The organism is Siccirubricoccus sp. G192 (assembly GCF_019084075.1).
Lineage (GTDB): Bacteria > Pseudomonadota > Alphaproteobacteria > Acetobacterales > Acetobacteraceae > G192.
On the sequence record NZ_JAHREN010000001.1, the window covers coordinates 614,056 to 628,380 of the forward strand.

General features: G+C 69.6%; 17 protein-coding genes and 1 pseudogene. 9 read left to right on the forward strand and 9 right to left on the reverse strand.

The genetic code is table 11. The annotated features are described in order from the left end of the window. The first annotated feature begins 56 nt into the window (after window positions 1-56). The 3 genes from KSF81_RS31255 to KSF81_RS02880 are packed head-to-tail and all read left to right on the forward strand — an operon-like array spanning window position 57 to window position 1,473. Window positions 57-344 (forward strand): enoyl-CoA hydratase/isomerase family protein, encoded by a 288-nt coding sequence (locus tag KSF81_RS31255; RefSeq protein ID WP_309139456.1) that lies wholly within the window; start codon window positions 57-59, stop codon window positions 342-344. Next, window positions 341-1,075: an enoyl-CoA hydratase/isomerase family protein gene (locus KSF81_RS02875; RefSeq protein ID WP_309139457.1), complete on the forward strand. Its 735-nt coding sequence runs from the start codon at window positions 341-343 to the stop codon at window positions 1,073-1,075. Before KSF81_RS31255 ends, KSF81_RS02875 begins: the two co-directional genes overlap by 4 nt. A gap of 11 nt (window positions 1,076-1,086) precedes the next feature. Next, window positions 1,087-1,473: an acyl-CoA thioesterase gene (locus tag KSF81_RS02880; RefSeq protein WP_217377653.1), complete on the forward strand. Its 387-nt coding sequence runs from the start codon at window positions 1,087-1,089 to the stop codon at window positions 1,471-1,473. Here KSF81_RS02880 and KSF81_RS28930 read toward each other — a convergent pair. Beyond that, on the reverse strand, window positions 1,470-1,925 hold the full coding sequence (locus KSF81_RS28930) for an EamA family transporter (protein WP_254453333.1): 456 nt from the start codon (window positions 1,923-1,925) through the stop codon (window positions 1,470-1,472). The two genes, KSF81_RS02880 and KSF81_RS28930, sit on opposite strands and share 4 nt — an antisense overlap. A gap of 91 nt (window positions 1,926-2,016) precedes the next feature. On the opposite strand from KSF81_RS28930, the gene KSF81_RS28935 reads away from it, so the two are divergent. Beyond that, entirely contained in the window at window positions 2,017-2,457 is a 441-nt protein-coding gene (locus KSF81_RS28935; protein ID WP_254453334.1) for a hypothetical protein, read from the forward strand. A 59-nt stretch (window positions 2,458-2,516) separates the two neighbouring features. On the opposite strand, the gene KSF81_RS02890 is transcribed toward KSF81_RS28935, so the two are convergent. The 3 genes and pseudogenes from KSF81_RS02890 to KSF81_RS31825 form a co-directional block, all read right to left on the reverse strand. Next, the gene (locus KSF81_RS02890) at window positions 2,517-3,482 is read right to left on the reverse strand and encodes a tripartite tricarboxylate transporter substrate binding protein (RefSeq protein ID WP_217377654.1); all 966 of its coding nucleotides are present in this window, start codon (window positions 3,480-3,482) and stop codon (window positions 2,517-2,519) included. 26 nt (window positions 3,483-3,508) lie between these two features. Beyond that, on the reverse strand, window positions 3,509-4,015 hold the full coding sequence (locus tag KSF81_RS28940) for a tripartite tricarboxylate transporter substrate-binding protein (RefSeq protein WP_309139458.1): 507 nt from the start codon (window positions 4,013-4,015) through the stop codon (window positions 3,509-3,511). Between the two features lie 61 nt (window positions 4,016-4,076). Continuing rightward, a pseudogene (locus KSF81_RS31825) lies at window positions 4,077-4,388 on the reverse strand (Bug family tripartite tricarboxylate transporter substrate binding protein); the annotation flags it as partial. On the opposite strand from KSF81_RS31825, the gene KSF81_RS28945 reads away from it, so the two are divergent. Both KSF81_RS28945 and KSF81_RS02900 read left to right on the forward strand, forming a co-directional pair. After that, complete coding sequence (locus KSF81_RS28945; protein ID WP_254453335.1) at window positions 4,270-4,680, forward strand: hypothetical protein; 411 nt, start codon at window positions 4,270-4,272, stop codon at window positions 4,678-4,680. The pseudogene KSF81_RS31825 and the gene KSF81_RS28945 overlap by 119 nt on opposite strands. Before the next feature lie 99 nt (window positions 4,681-4,779). Continuing rightward, window positions 4,780-5,733, forward strand: coding sequence for a hypothetical protein (locus KSF81_RS02900; RefSeq protein ID WP_217377655.1), 954 nt, complete (start codon window positions 4,780-4,782; stop codon window positions 5,731-5,733). 22 nt (window positions 5,734-5,755) lie between these two features. Here the strand turns inward: KSF81_RS02900 and KSF81_RS02905 are convergent, their stop codons facing one another. Continuing rightward, a complete protein-coding gene (locus KSF81_RS02905) occupies window positions 5,756-6,574 on the reverse strand; it encodes a phosphodiesterase (protein ID WP_217377656.1) in 819 nt (272 codons plus the stop codon). Next, complete coding sequence (locus tag KSF81_RS02910; protein WP_217377657.1) at window positions 6,571-7,032, reverse strand: L-2-amino-thiazoline-4-carboxylic acid hydrolase; 462 nt, start codon at window positions 7,030-7,032, stop codon at window positions 6,571-6,573. The genes KSF81_RS02905 and KSF81_RS02910 overlap by 4 nt, the downstream gene beginning before the upstream one ends. 60 nt (window positions 7,033-7,092) lie before the next feature. On the opposite strand from KSF81_RS02910, the gene KSF81_RS02915 reads away from it, so the two are divergent. Further along, the gene (locus KSF81_RS02915; protein ID WP_217377658.1) at window positions 7,093-8,001 is read left to right on the forward strand and encodes a 3-hydroxyacyl-CoA dehydrogenase NAD-binding domain-containing protein; all 909 of its coding nucleotides are present in this window, start codon (window positions 7,093-7,095) and stop codon (window positions 7,999-8,001) included. Window positions 8,002-8,159: 158 nt separating this feature from the next. Next, on the forward strand, window positions 8,160-9,386 hold the full coding sequence (gene hemA / locus KSF81_RS02920) for a 5-aminolevulinate synthase (RefSeq protein ID WP_217377659.1): 1,227 nt from the start codon (window positions 8,160-8,162) through the stop codon (window positions 9,384-9,386). Between the two features lie 111 nt (window positions 9,387-9,497). Here the strand turns inward: hemA and KSF81_RS02925 are convergent, their stop codons facing one another. Beyond that, window positions 9,498-9,839: a hypothetical protein gene (locus tag KSF81_RS02925; protein WP_217377660.1), complete on the reverse strand. Its 342-nt coding sequence runs from the start codon at window positions 9,837-9,839 to the stop codon at window positions 9,498-9,500. 29 nt (window positions 9,840-9,868) lie between these two features. Continuing rightward, window positions 9,869-11,272: an amidase family protein gene (locus KSF81_RS02930; RefSeq protein ID WP_217377661.1), complete on the reverse strand. Its 1,404-nt coding sequence runs from the start codon at window positions 11,270-11,272 to the stop codon at window positions 9,869-9,871. Window positions 11,273-11,492: 220 nt separating this feature from the next. On the opposite strand from KSF81_RS02930, the gene KSF81_RS02935 reads away from it, so the two are divergent. Further along, window positions 11,493-13,133, forward strand: coding sequence for a heme peroxidase family protein (locus KSF81_RS02935; protein WP_217377662.1), 1,641 nt, complete (start codon window positions 11,493-11,495; stop codon window positions 13,131-13,133). 22 nt (window positions 13,134-13,155) lie between these two features. On the opposite strand, the gene KSF81_RS02940 is transcribed toward KSF81_RS02935, so the two are convergent. Then, window positions 13,156-14,325 carry an acyl-CoA dehydrogenase family protein gene (locus tag KSF81_RS02940; protein WP_217377663.1) on the reverse strand — a complete coding sequence of 390 codons (1,170 nt, stop codon included), beginning with the start codon at window positions 14,323-14,325 and terminating at the stop codon, window positions 13,156-13,158.

Sequence of the window (14,325 nt, forward strand, 5' to 3'; positions counted from 1 at the left end):
GGCTAACGCGGCCCTCCCGGGACAACTGTCCCCAGCACACGACCGAGGAGCGCCGCGTGAGCGACACCGCAGAGCCGACCATGCTGGCCCGCCGCGAAGGCGCGGCCGGGACCCTGTTGATGAACCGGCCGAAGACCCTGAACGCCCTCGATATCGAGATGATCCGCGGCTTCCAGTCGGCGCTCGATGCCTGGACCGGGGATGCGGCGGTGCGGCTGGTGCGGCTGGAAGGCGCCGGCGGCCGGGCCTTCTGCGCCGGCGGCGATGTCCGGCGCATCCGGGGATCGCGATCGCCGGCGACACCGGCGCGATCGAGGCCTTCTTCGCCGAGGAATATGCGGTGAACCGGGGCATCGCGCATTTCGGCAAGCCCTGGATCTCATTGATCGATGGCGTCTGCATGGGCGGCGGCATCGGCGTCTCCATCCACGGCGCGCCGCGGGTGGTGACGGAACACGCCATGCTGGCCATGCCGGAGACGGCGATCGCGCTGTTTCCGGATGTCGGCACCTCCTGGAACCTGCCGCGCCTGCCGGGCGCCATCGGCAACTGGCTGGCGCTGACCGGGGCGCGGCTGCGCGGCGCCGATGCGGTGCATGCCGGCCTCGCCACCCATTACGTCCTGCGGGAGCGGCTGCCGGCGCTGCGCCAGGCGCTGCTGGCGGGCGATGCGGGGGTGGTGACGCGCTTCGCCGAACCCCTGCCGGAAGCGGGTTTCGCACTGCACCGCGCTGCCATCGACCGCTGCTTCAGCCGGGACAGTGTGCTCGGCATCATCCAGGCGCTGGAGGCGGAGGGCACCGCATGGGCCGCCGAACAGGTGGCGATCCTGCGGCGCATGTCGCCGACCAGCCTCTGCGTCTCCCTCGAACTGCTGCGGCGCGGCGCCGGCGCGACGCTGGATGAATGCCTGGAGATGGAATTGGCGCTCACCCGCGTGGTGGTGAACCGCCACCCGGATTTCCGCGAGGGCGTCCGCAGCGTGCTGGTGGACAAGGACGGCGCGCCGAACTGGTCGCCGGCGCGGCTCGAGGATGTGGACCCGGCGGCGATCCGGGCGATGTTCGCGGCATAGGAGCGGGCGCCATGGACAAGGGCGGGGCACCACGGGGCGAGCTGGCGGTCCGCACCCTGGCCATGCCGGCCGATACCAACCCCGCCGGGGATATCTTCGGCGGCTGGATCATGTCGCTGATGGACGTGGCTGGCGGCATCTCCGCCGTCACCCATGCCGGTGGGCGCGTAGTGACGGTCGCCGCAACGGACATGGCCTTCCTGCGGCCGGTGAAGGTGGGCGACGTGGTCTGCTGCTACACCGACCTGGCGCGCATCGGCCGCACCTCCCTCACCCTGCATATCGAGGCCTGGGTGCTGCGCCAGGGCTATGGCGAGCGGATCAAGGTGACCTCCGCCGACTTCACCTATGTGGCGCTGGACGAGGCGGGACGGCCGCGCCCCGTCGCGGCCGCCTAACGCCCCGCCAGCACCAGCACCACGCCGAGCACCACCACCAGCGCGCCCGCGACCTCGGCGCGCGAGGGCGTCTCCCGCAGATAGAAGCGGCTGAACAGCAGGGTGAAGAGGATCTCCACCTGGCCCACCGCGCGCACTAGCGCCACCGGGGCCAGGGCGAAGCCGGTGAACCAGCAGGCCGAGCCGCAGGCGGAGAGCGCCCCCACCTGGGCCGAGGTCCGCCAACTCGCCAGTACGGCGCCCACCTGCTCCGGCTCCCGGGCCAGCAGCCAGCCGCCCTGCATGATGGTCTGCAGGATATTGGTGGCGACCAAGGTCGCCAAGGCCCGCAGGATCGGGTCGTCGCCCGGCAATTCCAGGTTCGCCGCCTTCACCAGCACGCTGGTCAGCGCGAAGAAGAAGCCCGCCGTCAGGCCGCAGAGCGCCGCCGGCTGCACCGTGGCGCGCAGCAATTCCCCGCGCCGTCAGCGCGCGCCCGGCCAGCGACAGCCACAACACGCCGGAGACGCCGAGCGCGATGCCGCCCCAGGCCAGCGCCGAGATATGCTCGCCCAGCAGCACCAGTGCCAGGATCGCGCCCTGCACGGCCTCAGTCTTGGCATAGGCCGTGCCCACCGCGAAGCCGCGATGGCCGAAGGCCATGATGAGCAGGTTGGTGCCGAGGATCTGGCCCAGCCCGCCGGCCGCGCAAAGCAGCAGGAAGGGCAGGTTCGGCGCCGGAAGCCCGCCGCCCCAGGCCAGCAGATAGGCGCCGAGCAGCAGCATCCCTACCGGCACGCCGTAGAGATAGCGCACCACCGCCGCGCCATTCACCGAAAGCTGGCCGCGCAGCTTCTGCTGCAAGGCGGTGCGCCAGCACTGGAACAGGGCCGCCGCCAGGGTGATGGGCAGCCAGATCGGGGAGAGGATCATTGCGGCGGAGGCTGCGGTGGCGCCGATGCCGCGTCAACACCCGTGCCGCGCCAAGGGGCGCCATGCGCCTGACCCGGCCTTGGCGCCCGCCGCGGTTCAGCTCGCGTCGAGCTGCAACCCCTCCTTCCGGATCACGGCGCGCCACTTCGCGGTTTCCGCCTGCACGAACCGGGCGATTCGGCGGGTGTCGCGCGCAGTGGCAGGCCGCCCAATTGCTCGAAGCGGTGCTTCGTCTCGGGCAGGTCGAGCCAGGCATTGATCTCGGCATTGTAGGCGAGGGTGATCTCCGCCGGCAGGGCGCCCTGGCCGAACAGGCCGAACCAGGTATTCACCTCATAGCTGGCGAGTTCGGGCAGGGTTTCGCGCATCGCCGGCACTTCGGGCAATTGGCTGTTCCGCTCGGCGCTGGTGACGGCGAGCGCCCGCACCCGGCCGCCGCGGATATGCTCGATCACCCCGGTGAGGTTGTCGACCAGGAAGCCGACATTGCCGGCCAGCAGCTCGGTCTGCGCCGGGGCGGAGCCGCGGAAGGGCACGTGGATCGCCTCGGCATGCAGCAATTGCAGCAGCCAGACCGGCGAGAGATGCGTCGATTGCCCGACCCCGGTGGAGGCATAGCTGACCTTGCCGGGGTCGGCGCGCAGCCAGGCCGCGAATTCCGCCATGTTGCGCACCGGCGTATTGGCATTCACCACCAGCACGTTCGGCCCGCGGATCTGGCCCGCCACCGGCGTGATCTGGTCCTCCTGGTAGGGCAGGTTGCGGAACAGCGAATAGGCGATGGCCTGCGGCCCGATATTGCCGGAAAGCAGGGTCAACCCATCCGGCCGCGCCCGCACCATCTCCAGCGTGCCGATGGTGCCGCCGGCGCCGGCGCGATTCTCCACCACCACCGGCGTGCCCCAGCGGGCCTGGAGGTGCTGGGCGCAGAGCCGGGCCATGATGTCGGTGGTGCCGCCGGGTGCCGCCGGCACGATGATCCGCGCCTGCTGGCCCGGCCGCCAGGCCCCGGCCTGCTGAGCCTGCTGGGCTTGCGCCCGGGCAGCCATGAGCGCCGCCGGCAGGGCCAGTGCGGCCCGGCGTGAGTGGTTCTTCATTGTTGTTTCCTCCCTGTTGGCGTGGTTCAGCCGATTTCGAGCTGCAGCCCCTCCTTGCGGATGACGGCGCCCCATTTGGCGACCTCGTTGTTAACGAAGGCGGCGAATTCCTCCATCGTGCCGCCGAGCGCAAAGCCGCCCATCTCCGCCCAGCGGCGCTTCACATCCTCGGTCTGCTGCCAGTCGAGCATGGCCTTGTTGATGGCCTCGGCGACCGGCCGCGGCGTGGCGGCGGGCAGGAAGATGCCGAACCAGGTATTCACGTCGAAACCTGCCAGTTCCGGCATCGTCTCCCGCGCCGCCGGTACATCGGGCAGTTGCGGGTTGCGGTCGGCGCTGCTGACCGCCAGGGCGCGCACCCGGCCGGCGCGGATCTGCTGGATGCCGCTGGTGAGGTTGTCCCACATGTACTGGATATTGCCCGCCACCAGCTCGATCGCCGCCGGGCCGGCACCGCGATAGGGCACATGGATCGCCTCGGTGCCCGTCGCCTGGTTGAACCAGACGCCGGTGAGATGCGGGCTCTGGCCCACGCCGGGGGGAGCCGTAGCTGATCTTGCCGGGGTTCGCCTTCAGGTAGGCCACCAGCTCCGGCACCGTATTCGCGGGCACCGAGGGATGCACCACCAGCACATTCGGCCCACGCACCGTGCCCGAGACCGGCAGCAGGCTGTCCTGCCGGTAGGGCAGGTTGCGGAACAGCGAGTGCGCGATCGCCTGCGGCCCGATATTGCCGAGCAGCATCGTGTGCCCGTCCGGCGCGGTGCGCACCACCTCGGCTGTGCCGATGGTGCCGCCGGCGCCGGAGCGGTTCTCCACCACGCAATTCTGGCCGAAGACTTGTTGCAGCCAGGGCGCCAGCAGCCGGGCGCTGATATCGGCGGTGCCGCCCGGCGCGGCGGGCACCACGATCCGCAGGGTCTGGGTAGGGCGCCAGGTCTGGCCGAGGGCGGTCCGGGTGATGAGGGGGGTGGCCAAGGGAAGGGCCAGCGCGGCGCGGCGGGTGACGATGGGCACGGTTTCCTCCAGATATGGCCTGCGGCGCACCATGCCGCCGGGATGGGGCGAGGGAAAGCTCGGTCCGGCGGGCGGGGCGGGGCCTGTCCGAATCCCGGAAGGCGTGCCGCTGGTCGATTGCAGCAGGTTGCTCTTCCAAGGCCAGGCTGCCGGTTTGGCTGCTCCAGGGGAGTTGAAGTAGGTTTGCAACGATTCGAGGTGGCGCTCCCTGCGAGGCAAGCGGCATCTGACGGAGGTTCGATCGTTTCCTGATTGGCTGGCCGGAGTGGCAAGGACTGACATGTTGAACAAATCGGTTCTGCACAAGCTTGAGGACGTCACCGCGACTCTGAGCGATTTTTTCGTCCGCCCTCCGACACAGCGCGAAGCCGATCTGGCTGAACAATTGCGGGGGGATCTGCGGCACTTGGCCGATGCTTCCAGCAACCAACTCCCATTCTGGAAGGCGACATGCGAAGCATTGATGGCTCTCGCCGAGAGCAGTGATCCTCGATATTTCAAGCGCTGGCAGCCAATCGGTTCCACCATGGTGGCGCGGACAACACCTTATGCGATCAGGAATTACCGGCAGTTGCGGCGGTCGCCCGACTGGAAGAATGTCTGGGCCGAGGCGATCGCTGTTCCTCAGCACGGGCGCGCACCACCATTTCTGGTCGATCCACGCACCGACGCAATCACGGTTCAGCACGCGACAAATCTGAGGCACTATGAAAGCGTAACGGGCCGCAGCCTGCTGAGCCATGATTGCGTCGTGGAGTTCGGTGGCGGCTATGGGTCCATGTGCCGATTGATGAATCGGCTCGGCTTCACCGGGCGCTACGTGATTTTCGACCAGCCCCCGATCCTGGCCCTGCAGCGCTACTATCTCGGGCTGCATGGCCTCCGGGCGGACTACGCGACCGAAGGGTCGATCGTGCTCTGCCGCAGCTTGGCTGAGGTGGCCGAGTTCATGCAGCCCGGCTCCGCGCTCATGTCGACCTGGGCCCTTAGCGAGATGCCGCTCGATCTTCGCGCCGAAATCGAGATGTTTCTCCACGATGGCCGGTCGGTCGCCGCTTTGCTGGCCTACCAGAAGCATTTCGAGGGTGTGGACAACGCTGCCTATTTCCAGGGCCTGCAAGAGCGGAGCGCCCGGGACTGGACCTGGCATCAGGCGCAAATCGACCCGGTGAATGCCTATGTCGTGGGCAGCAGGCGCGAGGGCATGGCATCCCGGCCGGAAGCCGATAACTGATCCACTGGTTCCACCGCCACCCTCAGGTCGCGTCCGGCAGCGCCCGGGTATGGACGACGAGATCCTGCCCCAGCGCCCGGACCAGGCTGTAGCAGGGCGGCTCCTGCGCCGTGACCTCGATGGCGTCGGAGGCGGCATCCAGCGCCACCTCGAAGGCCGTGCCGCGCAGCGAGGAAACCGGGATGCCGCGCCAGGACCCGGCGATGGGCCGGTGCAGATGGCCATGGAACAGGTGCCGGATACGGGCGCGATGCGGCGCCAGCACGTCCCAGAATGCCGCGGTGTCCTGCAACGCCGCCCGGTCCATGCCGGGCATGCCGACGGGCAGCGGCGGGTGGTGCAGGAACAGCAGCACCGGCCCCGCATCCTCCGCCAGCCGCGCCGCCAGCCAGTCGAGGCGCGCGGCGCAGAGCCGGCCCTCCGGCCGCCCCGGCGCGTGCGTGTCCAGCATGAGGCAGCGGCCGGCGGGGCTGTCCAGCGCCTGCTGCACGAAGCCGCCCGGGTCGAGCGGCGCTTCCGGGAAGGCGGCGCGGAAGGCGGCACGGTTGTCGTGGTTGCCGAGCAGGAGATGCGCGGGGCAGGGCAGGCCGGCCAGCATCTCCCGCAGCCGCGCATAGCCCGCCGGCTCTCCCTCCCGCACCAGGTCGCCGGTCACCACCGCGAAGCCGGCGGGGGCGGCGCTCTCCGGGCCATGGCGGCGGGCGATGTCGGCGATGGCGGCCGCAAGGCCGAGCGCCGGGTCCAGCCCGCGCAGCGTCCCGCCGGGCGGCGGCAGATGCGGGTCGGTGAGGTGCAGGAAGTGGAAGGGCGGCATGGCGGCCAGGCTTGGTTCCCGGGTCATTCCTCGTAACGGTAGCGGAAATCACAATGCGTGGCGCCGCCCATGATGGTCTGGCTGCGGGTGAGCCTGAGCCTGGGGTCGTAGCCCTCGCAGAAGGCGCCGTCGCGGTTGCAGGACAGCACGGCGCCGAGCTCCGCCAGCCCCATCCCGCGGTACATCTCGGCATATCGGCAGCGCGTGACGTTGAAGTCGTAATTCCGCGCATCCGCCCGCACCACCTCGATCTCCAGCGCCTCGCCCTTCGTCCAGCGCGGTTGCAGGGAGATGAAATGCGCGAGGCTGGGGCCTTCCGGCGACTCCTGCGCCATCTCCGCCGCCGCCGATTGCGCCAGCTTCACGATGGCGCGGGTGAGAATCGCCTTGGCCTGCTCGGCGCCGATGCTGGCGGCCATCTCCTCATACAGGCCCTTGGCAAAGGCGGCCTCGATGCGGCGCTGTTCGAGGATGCTGTCGGTCATGCCTTGTTCCCGTGCCCGGAACGGGCAGAGTAGCGGCTCAGGCAGACCGAGGGGAAGCGCATGGAGATCAGCAGCGTCTGCGTCGCCGGCGGCGGCGTGATGGGCATGGGCATCCTGCGCAGCTTCGCCGCCGCCGGCTTCGACTGCCGGTTGCTGAGCCGCGACCCGGCCGCCCCCAAGCCCGGCCTGCCGGCGGGCGTGCGGCGGATCGGCCGGGCGGAGGGGCCGCCGCCCGACCTGCTGATCGAGAGCATCCCGGAAGACCTGGCGCTGAAGCGCGATTTCCTGGCCGGCATCGAGGCCGCCTGGGGCGGGCGCTGCATCATCGCCTCCAATACCTCGGTCCTGCCCTTGCAGGAGCTGGCGGATGCACTGGCGCATCCGGCGCGCTTCTGCGGCCTGCACTACATGCAGCCCGCCGAGACCTTCGCCTATGCCGAGCTGATCGCGGTGCGCCAATCCGATCCGGCGATGCTGGGGGCGGTGGAGGCCGCGCTGGCCCGCACCGGCAAGCAGGCGCTGCGGCTCAACCGGCCGGTGCCCGGCGCCCTCATCAACCGGTTGCAGCACGCCATGGCGAACGAGGCCTATCACCTCATCCAGGAGGGCGTGGTGGATGCCGCCACGGTGGACCTGGTGGTGCGGCGGATGCTCGGGCCGCGCATGGCGGTGACCGGGCTGATCGAGCAGAAGGATCTTTCCGGCCTCGGCACCCATGCCGCCTCCCAGGCCGGGCTGGTGCCGTTGCTGCACCAGGGAGGCGAGGCGGCATCCTTCGTGCTGGACCTGCCGCAGCGGGGCGAGACGGGGGCCGATGCGGGCCTCGGCTTCTATGACTGGCGCGCGGCCGACCCCGCCGCCTACCGCGCCTTCGCGACGCATTTCTTTGCGCGTTTCCTGGCCTTGCAGGCGGAGGTGGAGGCGGCACGACCGGCGGTGGCGCCCCAGCCGCGGCGGCATCCCGGCTAGGGTCGAGGCCGGGTCGCAAAAGCCGGGCCTTCTTGATCCAGGTCATGTCCGGGGTTATGCCGCTACGGCATTCTCCGCCCATGATCTCCCCGCCGCGGCACAGGGTTGCGGCTGATTCATGGGGCATTTCGCCGACCATGCCATTATACCTCCGGACGATGAGCACGCGCGCCGCCTTCCTTGCCCATTGCCGCGACAGCCTGGCCAGCCTCCGCCAGGAGGGCCGCTACAGGGAATTCGCCCGGCTGGAACGGCTGGCGGACCGCTTCCCGGTCTATCGCTGGCATGGGGCGGAGGGGCCGCGCGAGGTCACCGTCTGGTCCTCCAACGACTATCTCGGCATGGGCACCCACCCGGCGGTGCTGGCGGCGGCGACCCGGGCCATCGCGGCGCATGGCGCCGGCGCCGGCGGCACCCGCAACATCTCCGGCACCTCGCCCCTGCATGCGGCGCTGGAGGAGGAACTGGCAGCACTGCATGGCAAGGGCGCGGCGCTGCTCTTCGGCAGCGGCTACATCTCCAATGAGGCCGGCATCGCCGCGGTGCTGGAGGCGCTGCCGGGCTTCCATGTCTTCAGCGACGCCAAGAACCACGCCTCGATGATCGCCGGCATGCGCGGCGCCAAGGGCGCGGTGCGGCATATCTGGCGGCACAACGACCTCGACGACCTGGAGGCGCAACTGGCCGCCGCACCGGCCGAGGCGCCCAAGCTGATCGCCTTCGAGAGCGTCTATTCCATGGATGGCGACATCGCCCCGATCGGCGCCATCTGCGACCTGGCCGAGCGTTACGGCGCACTGACCTATCTCGATGAGGTGCATGCCGTGGGCCTCTATGGCCCGACCGGCGGCGGCATTTCCGAGCGTGACGGCGTGGCGCAGCAGGTGGACCTGATCGAGGGCACGCTGGCCAAGGGGTTTGGCGTGCTGGGCGGCTACATCGCCGGCGATGCCGATATGGTGGACTATATCCGCAGCGTGGCCGGCGGGCTGATCTTCACCACCGCCCTACCCCCCGCGGTGGCCGGCGCGGCGCTGGAGAGCGTGCGGCTGCTGCGCCGCGACCCCGCCCGGCGGGAGCGGCTGGCGGAACGCGCGGCGGCGCTGAAATCGGCGCTGGACGCGGCCGGCCTGCCGCGCATCCCCGGGCCGAGCCATATCGTGCCGGTCGCGGTGGGCGAGGCCGAACTCTGCCGGCAGGTGGCGCGCCGCCTGCTACAGGAGCATGGGCTCTATGCCACGCCGATCAACTACCCCACCGTACCGCGCGGCACGGAACGGCTGCGGCTCTGCGCCACGCCCTTCCATACGGATGCGATGATCGCCGAGCTGGTCGCGGCGCTGCGGGCGGTGCTGCCGGCCAGGGTGCGGTTCGCCGCGGAATAGAGCGGATCGCCGCAGGACGGAACCGCCCGGAGGCGTGAATCCGCTCTACAAACAATAGGTTACAGCGGCGTGCCGAACCATCAATTCGGCACGCCGCTGTAGGCGGGCAACCTATTCGGCGCGAAGGCCGCCATCCAGGATGGTGATGCGCCCGGTGGCGCAGCCATCCATCCCCTGCAATTCCACCGCCCGCCCATTGGCCCAGACGGCGCGCAGCGCATGGCTGCCGGTGCCCGGCAGCGGCAGCGTCATGCCGGCGCCGGCCGGCAGCCCGGCCCGGCCGAGCAACTCCGTGCCCCAGGCCGGCGGCGTGCCGGTGCCGAGATAGAGCTGCTCCACCACCAGGCCGGAGGCATTGACCAGCGGCACGCCGCGCGGCCCGCAGGACTCGCGGGTACCGGAGCCGGTGCAGCCCGCCAGGAGGGCGGCGGCAAGTAGCAGGCAGGGGCGCATGTGGCGGCTTCCCCGGGCTCCGCTGCCGTTCAGGCCGGGTCGATCGGCGCGGGCGGCACGCCGCCGGCCTCGATCGCCTCGCCGGCCTTCAGCAGCAGGTCCTCCCGGTAGCGGCCGGCGACGAGCTGCACGCCCACCGGCACGCGGCCGACCAGGCCGGTGGCGACGGCCAGGCCCGGCAGGCTCAGCAGCGGCAGGCCCACCTGCGGCAGTTGCGCCGCCAGGATACGCTGGAAATCCTCGAAGCTCGCCACGTCGGACTGGTCGCGGAAAGGCAATTCGCCGGAGGTCGGCATCAGCAGCACCGGGTAGCGCTCGAAGAACAGCAGCCATTGCCGCAGCAGCCCGGCGCGGCGCTGCAAGGCGTCCTGGAAGGCGCCGAGATCCGGGCTGGGGCAGAGCCGTTCCATATAGCCATAGATGACGGTGGCCTCCGGGTCGGCCTCGCGGGCGATGACGGTGCCGAGGTTGCGGCGCGTCTCGGCCAGCCAGAGCATGGCCTGGAGATGGGCGGGCTCCTGCAAGGGCGGCGTCTCCGACACCTCCTCCACCGTCCAGCCGGCGGCCTCCAGGCGGCGGGCGGCGTCGCGCAGCGCGGCTTCCACCTCGGGCTGCACCTTCATGCCCTCGGGCGCGATGCAGAGTGCGGCGCGCTGCGGCGCGGGCGGGCCTTCCAGCGGCGCCGGCACATACCAGGGATCGCGCGGATCGGGCTGGCTCAGCGCCGCGAGCCCCAGGCGGATATCCGCCATGGTCCGGGCGATGGGGCCGGAGACCGCCATCAACTGCGCGCCGATCGCCCGTTCCGCGCCGGAGGCGTTGAAGGCGGCGATGCGGCCGATGGTCGGGCGCAGGCCGTGGATGCCGCAGGCATAGGCGGGATAGCGGATGGAACCGCCGATATCCGTGCCATGCCCAATGGTGCCGATGCCCGCCGCCGTGGCCGCCGCCGCCCCGCCCGAGGAGCCGCCCGGGGTTATGCCGGGATCGCGCGGGTTCTTCGTATGCCCATGCACCTGGTTGTTGGTGAACCAACGCAGCGAGAAGGCGGGCGTATTGGTGCGGCCGAGGATCACGGCGCCGGCGCGGCGGAAATTCGCCACCACCGGATTGTCCTGCTCGGCGATCAGGTCGCGTTGGAGGCGCAGCCCATTGGTGGTGGCCCAGCCCTTCTGGTCCGCATTCACCTTGATGGTGACGGGGACGCCGGCCATCGGCCCGGGGTCCTCGCCACGGGCCAGGGCCGCATCCACGGCGGCGGCCTCGGCGAGGGTTTCCTCGGGGTTGTGCGCGATCACGGCATTGATGCGCGGATTCACCGCATCGAGCCGGGCGAGGGCATCGCGCGCGGCTTCGGTGGCGGAGACATCGCGCGCACGGATGCGGGTGGCGAGGGCGGTGGCGGAGAGGCGCCAGAGATCGGTCGTGGTCATGTCGGCGGCGTTCCCCTGCTGCATCGGCTGCATGGTCCCGCGCCGCCGAAGAGGGGTCAATCCGCGTCTGGCGCGAGGCCGGATTCAGGCCACGGCAAAGTTGAAATTCCCGAGAGAGGCACAGTCGCACCGGAGCAAAGGACTAGCCTCACCCGCGCCGGTTGTCGCGTCCCCGGCCAGGCGTCGCTCGGCCTGGCTTGGCGGGTGAAAGGACAGGATCATGGCAGGACATGGCAGTGACAATCGCGGCCTGGCGGCTGGCGCCCTGCCCGGCGTCGCCTTCGGCCGATTTGGCCAGATGTTCGATCCGCAGCAGGTCAGGCCGGCACTGAAGCTGCCGGAGGCCGCGCTGCGCGCCATCGCCGAGGCGATGATCAAGGAGGATGTCGGGGCGCCGATCACGGAACTCGAACCGGTGGACGAGAATCCCACGCTCCCCGCCGGCTACACCTATTTCGGCCAGTTCGTGGACCACGACATCACCTTCGACCCCACGCCGCTGAACGCCTCCGAGGTGGATGTCAGCGCCCTGGTCGATTTCCGCTCACCGGCGCTCGATCTCGACAACGTCTATGGACGCGGTCCCGACGACCAGCCCTATCTCTACGACGGACTCCGGCTGCGGGTCGGCCGCGCGATGGATTCGGGCGGAGCCGGGACCGGCACGCGGCATGACCTGTTCCGGCTCGACCCCAGCGGCATCCCGGTGCTCGGCGATAAGCGCAACGACGAAAACAAGATCGTCTCGCAGATCCATGGCGCGCTCATCGCCTTCCACAACAAGGTCGTGGGCGACGATGCGCTGATCCGCAGCTTCGGCGCCGACCCGACCCGCGACCCCGACCGGTTCCAGGCCGCGGCCGCCATCCTCCGCTGGCACTACCAATGGGTGGTGCTGCATGACTATCTGGAGCGCATCTGCGAACCCGGCATGGTGACGGAGGTGCTGAACCCGGGCGGCACGCCGCGCCTGACCAACTATCTCCAGGCCAAGGCGCACTACGCCTATATGCCGGTCGAATTCTCCGGCGCTGCCTTCCGCTTCGGGCATTCCATGGTGCGGCCGAGCTATGCGCTGAACTCGGTTGTCTTCACCACCGATCCCAATGCCGCTGACCAGCCGCGCATCCCGACCTTCTCGGGCGACCCCGACCCCCGCAAGAACATGAACGGCTTCCCCGGCACCCTGCCCGATCACTGGGGCATCGACTGGGGCTACTTCCTGGATGGCGAGCTTGGCACGAAAACAGGGCCGGGCTTCAAGGTGCCGCAGCCCTCCTACCGGATCGACGCATTGCTGGCCGGCCCGCTGGCGGACCTGCCGGAGTTTCGCGGGGCCAAGCCGGATTGGGTGCGCAACCTGGCCTTCCGCAACCTGCAACGCGGCCAGATGCTGCGCCTTCCCTCGGGCCAGGCGGTCGCGATGCATCTCGGCATCGCGCCACTGCCGGACGATATCCTGTGGGACGCGGGCTCGCGCCTGTTCGATGCCACGAAGGCGGGCGAGGAGGTGAAGCAGGCCATCGCCGAGACGCGCGCCGCGCGGGCCAAGGTCAAGGCGGAATGGCTGGACCGGCCTGATGGCGCGCTCCGCGGCAACACGCCGCTCTGGTACTACATCCTGCGGGAGGCCGAGTATTACGGCGTTACCCACGACCCGAACGAGCCGGCCGTCGGCTGCGGTGGCCAGCATCTCGGGCCGGTCGGCAGCCGGATTGTCGCCGAGACCCTGATCGGGATGCTCTGGTGCGACAAATCCTCCTTCCTGCACAGTGCCCGCGGCTTCGCGCCGCTACCCGGCATCGCGCAGGGCGCGAAACGCTTCACGCTCGACCGGCTGGTGGCCTTCGCCCTCGGCTGAACCCGGGCGAGGGCGCGGCGCCCTATCCCGGCAACCCAAGCACGTTCTTGCTCAGGATGTTCCGCTGGATCTCGTTGCTGCCGCCATAGATCGTCGCCGGCCGCGCCTGGATGTACAGCCCACCGATATTCAGGTCGCGGTTGCCCTCCATCGGCTCCAGCAGTCCGGCATTCTCGCCGCCCACTTCCAGCATCGTGTCGGTGATGCTCTGGAAGAGTTCGGTCTGGATGATCTTCAGCATGGAGACATCCGGGCCGAGGCTCTCGCCGCGCTTCAGCTTGCTCACATAGACGCCGTAGAGCGCCTTCAGATCCTCAAGTTCCAGCCGGAGGCGGGCGTAGCGGTCCTGGAATTCCAGATCCTCCCAGACCCCCATGCGCTCGGCCAGGATCTTCAGGCGGGACAGCGCATAGGCGGATTGGCGGGGGGAGCCGATGAAGATGCGCTCGAAGCCGAGCAGCGCCTTCGCCATGTCCCAGCCCTTGTTGAGCTGGCCGACGAGATTTTCCTTCGGCACGCGGACATTGTCGAAGAAGACCTCGCAGAACTCGTCATGCATCTCGAGGTTGATGATCGGCCGCACGGTGATGCCTGGTGTCTGCATGTCCACCAGCAGGAAGGAGATGCCCTCCTGCTTCTTCGCATTCTTGTCGGTGCGGACGAGCAGGAAGATCCAGTTGGCGTCGGTGGCGAGCGTCGTCCAGGTCTTCTGGCCATTGACCACGTAATGGTCGCCATCCAGCACCGCTTCGGTCCTGAGCGCCGCCAGGTCGCTGCCGGCATTGGGCTCGGAATAGCCCTGGCACCAGATATGCTCGCCCGTCAGGATCTTCGGCAGGAAGCGCTGCTTCTGCTCCTCGGTGCCGTATTTGATCACCAGCGGCCCGAGCATGACGATGCCGTGGTCATTGGTGCGGGCCACGCCGTGGCGTTCGTATTCCTCGGTGAGGATGATCTGCTTGGTGGGCGAGAGGCCGAGCCCGCCATGCTCCTTCGGCCAGCCCGGGCAGAGCCAGCCCTTCTCGGCGAGCTTGAAATACCAGCCCTGGTTCTCGCTCCAATGCAGGCGCTTCGGCGGGTTGCGGAGTTCCTCCGGGTAGTTCTCCGCGAGGAAGCGGCGCACCACCAGGCGGAAATCCTCGTCGTCGAGGCTGTCGAGTTCGGCCGGCGCGGGAATGGTCACGGCACTCAT

Excerpts from the sequence above, each read along its gene's own strand:
- KSF81_RS02900 (WP_217377655.1), top strand. The coding sequence starts at position 4,780 with ATGTTGAACAAATCGGTTCTGCACAAGCTTGAGGACGTCACCGCGACT.
- KSF81_RS02935 (WP_217377662.1), top strand. The coding sequence starts at position 11,493 with ATGGCAGGACATGGCAGTGACAATCGCGGCCTGGCGGCTGGCGCCCTG.
- KSF81_RS02910 (WP_217377657.1), bottom strand. The coding sequence starts at position 7,032 with ATGACCGACAGCATCCTCGAACAGCGCCGCATCGAGGCCGCCTTTGCC.
- KSF81_RS02890 (WP_217377654.1), bottom strand. The coding sequence starts at position 3,482 with ATGAAGAACCACTCACGCCGGGCCGCACTGGCCCTGCCGGCGGCGCTC.
- KSF81_RS28945 (WP_254453335.1), top strand. The coding sequence starts at position 4,270 with ATGGTGCCGCCGGCGCCGGAGCGGTTCTCCACCACGCAATTCTGGCCG.
- hemA (WP_217377659.1), top strand. The coding sequence starts at position 8,160 with ATGAGCACGCGCGCCGCCTTCCTTGCCCATTGCCGCGACAGCCTGGCC.
- KSF81_RS02940 (WP_217377663.1), bottom strand. The coding sequence starts at position 14,325 with ATGAGTGCCGTGACCATTCCCGCGCCGGCCGAACTCGACAGCCTCGAC.
- KSF81_RS02925 (WP_217377660.1), bottom strand. The coding sequence starts at position 9,839 with ATGCGCCCCTGCCTGCTACTTGCCGCCGCCCTCCTGGCGGGCTGCACC.
- KSF81_RS02930 (WP_217377661.1), bottom strand. The coding sequence starts at position 11,272 with ATGACCACGACCGATCTCTGGCGCCTCTCCGCCACCGCCCTCGCCACC.
- KSF81_RS02880 (WP_217377653.1), top strand. The coding sequence starts at position 1,087 with ATGGACAAGGGCGGGGCACCACGGGGCGAGCTGGCGGTCCGCACCCTG.
- KSF81_RS28935 (WP_254453334.1), top strand. The coding sequence starts at position 2,017 with ATGCTCGCCCAGCAGCACCAGTGCCAGGATCGCGCCCTGCACGGCCTC.
- KSF81_RS02905 (WP_217377656.1), bottom strand. The coding sequence starts at position 6,574 with ATGACCCGGGAACCAAGCCTGGCCGCCATGCCGCCCTTCCACTTCCTG.
- KSF81_RS02915 (WP_217377658.1), top strand. The coding sequence starts at position 7,093 with ATGGAGATCAGCAGCGTCTGCGTCGCCGGCGGCGGCGTGATGGGCATG.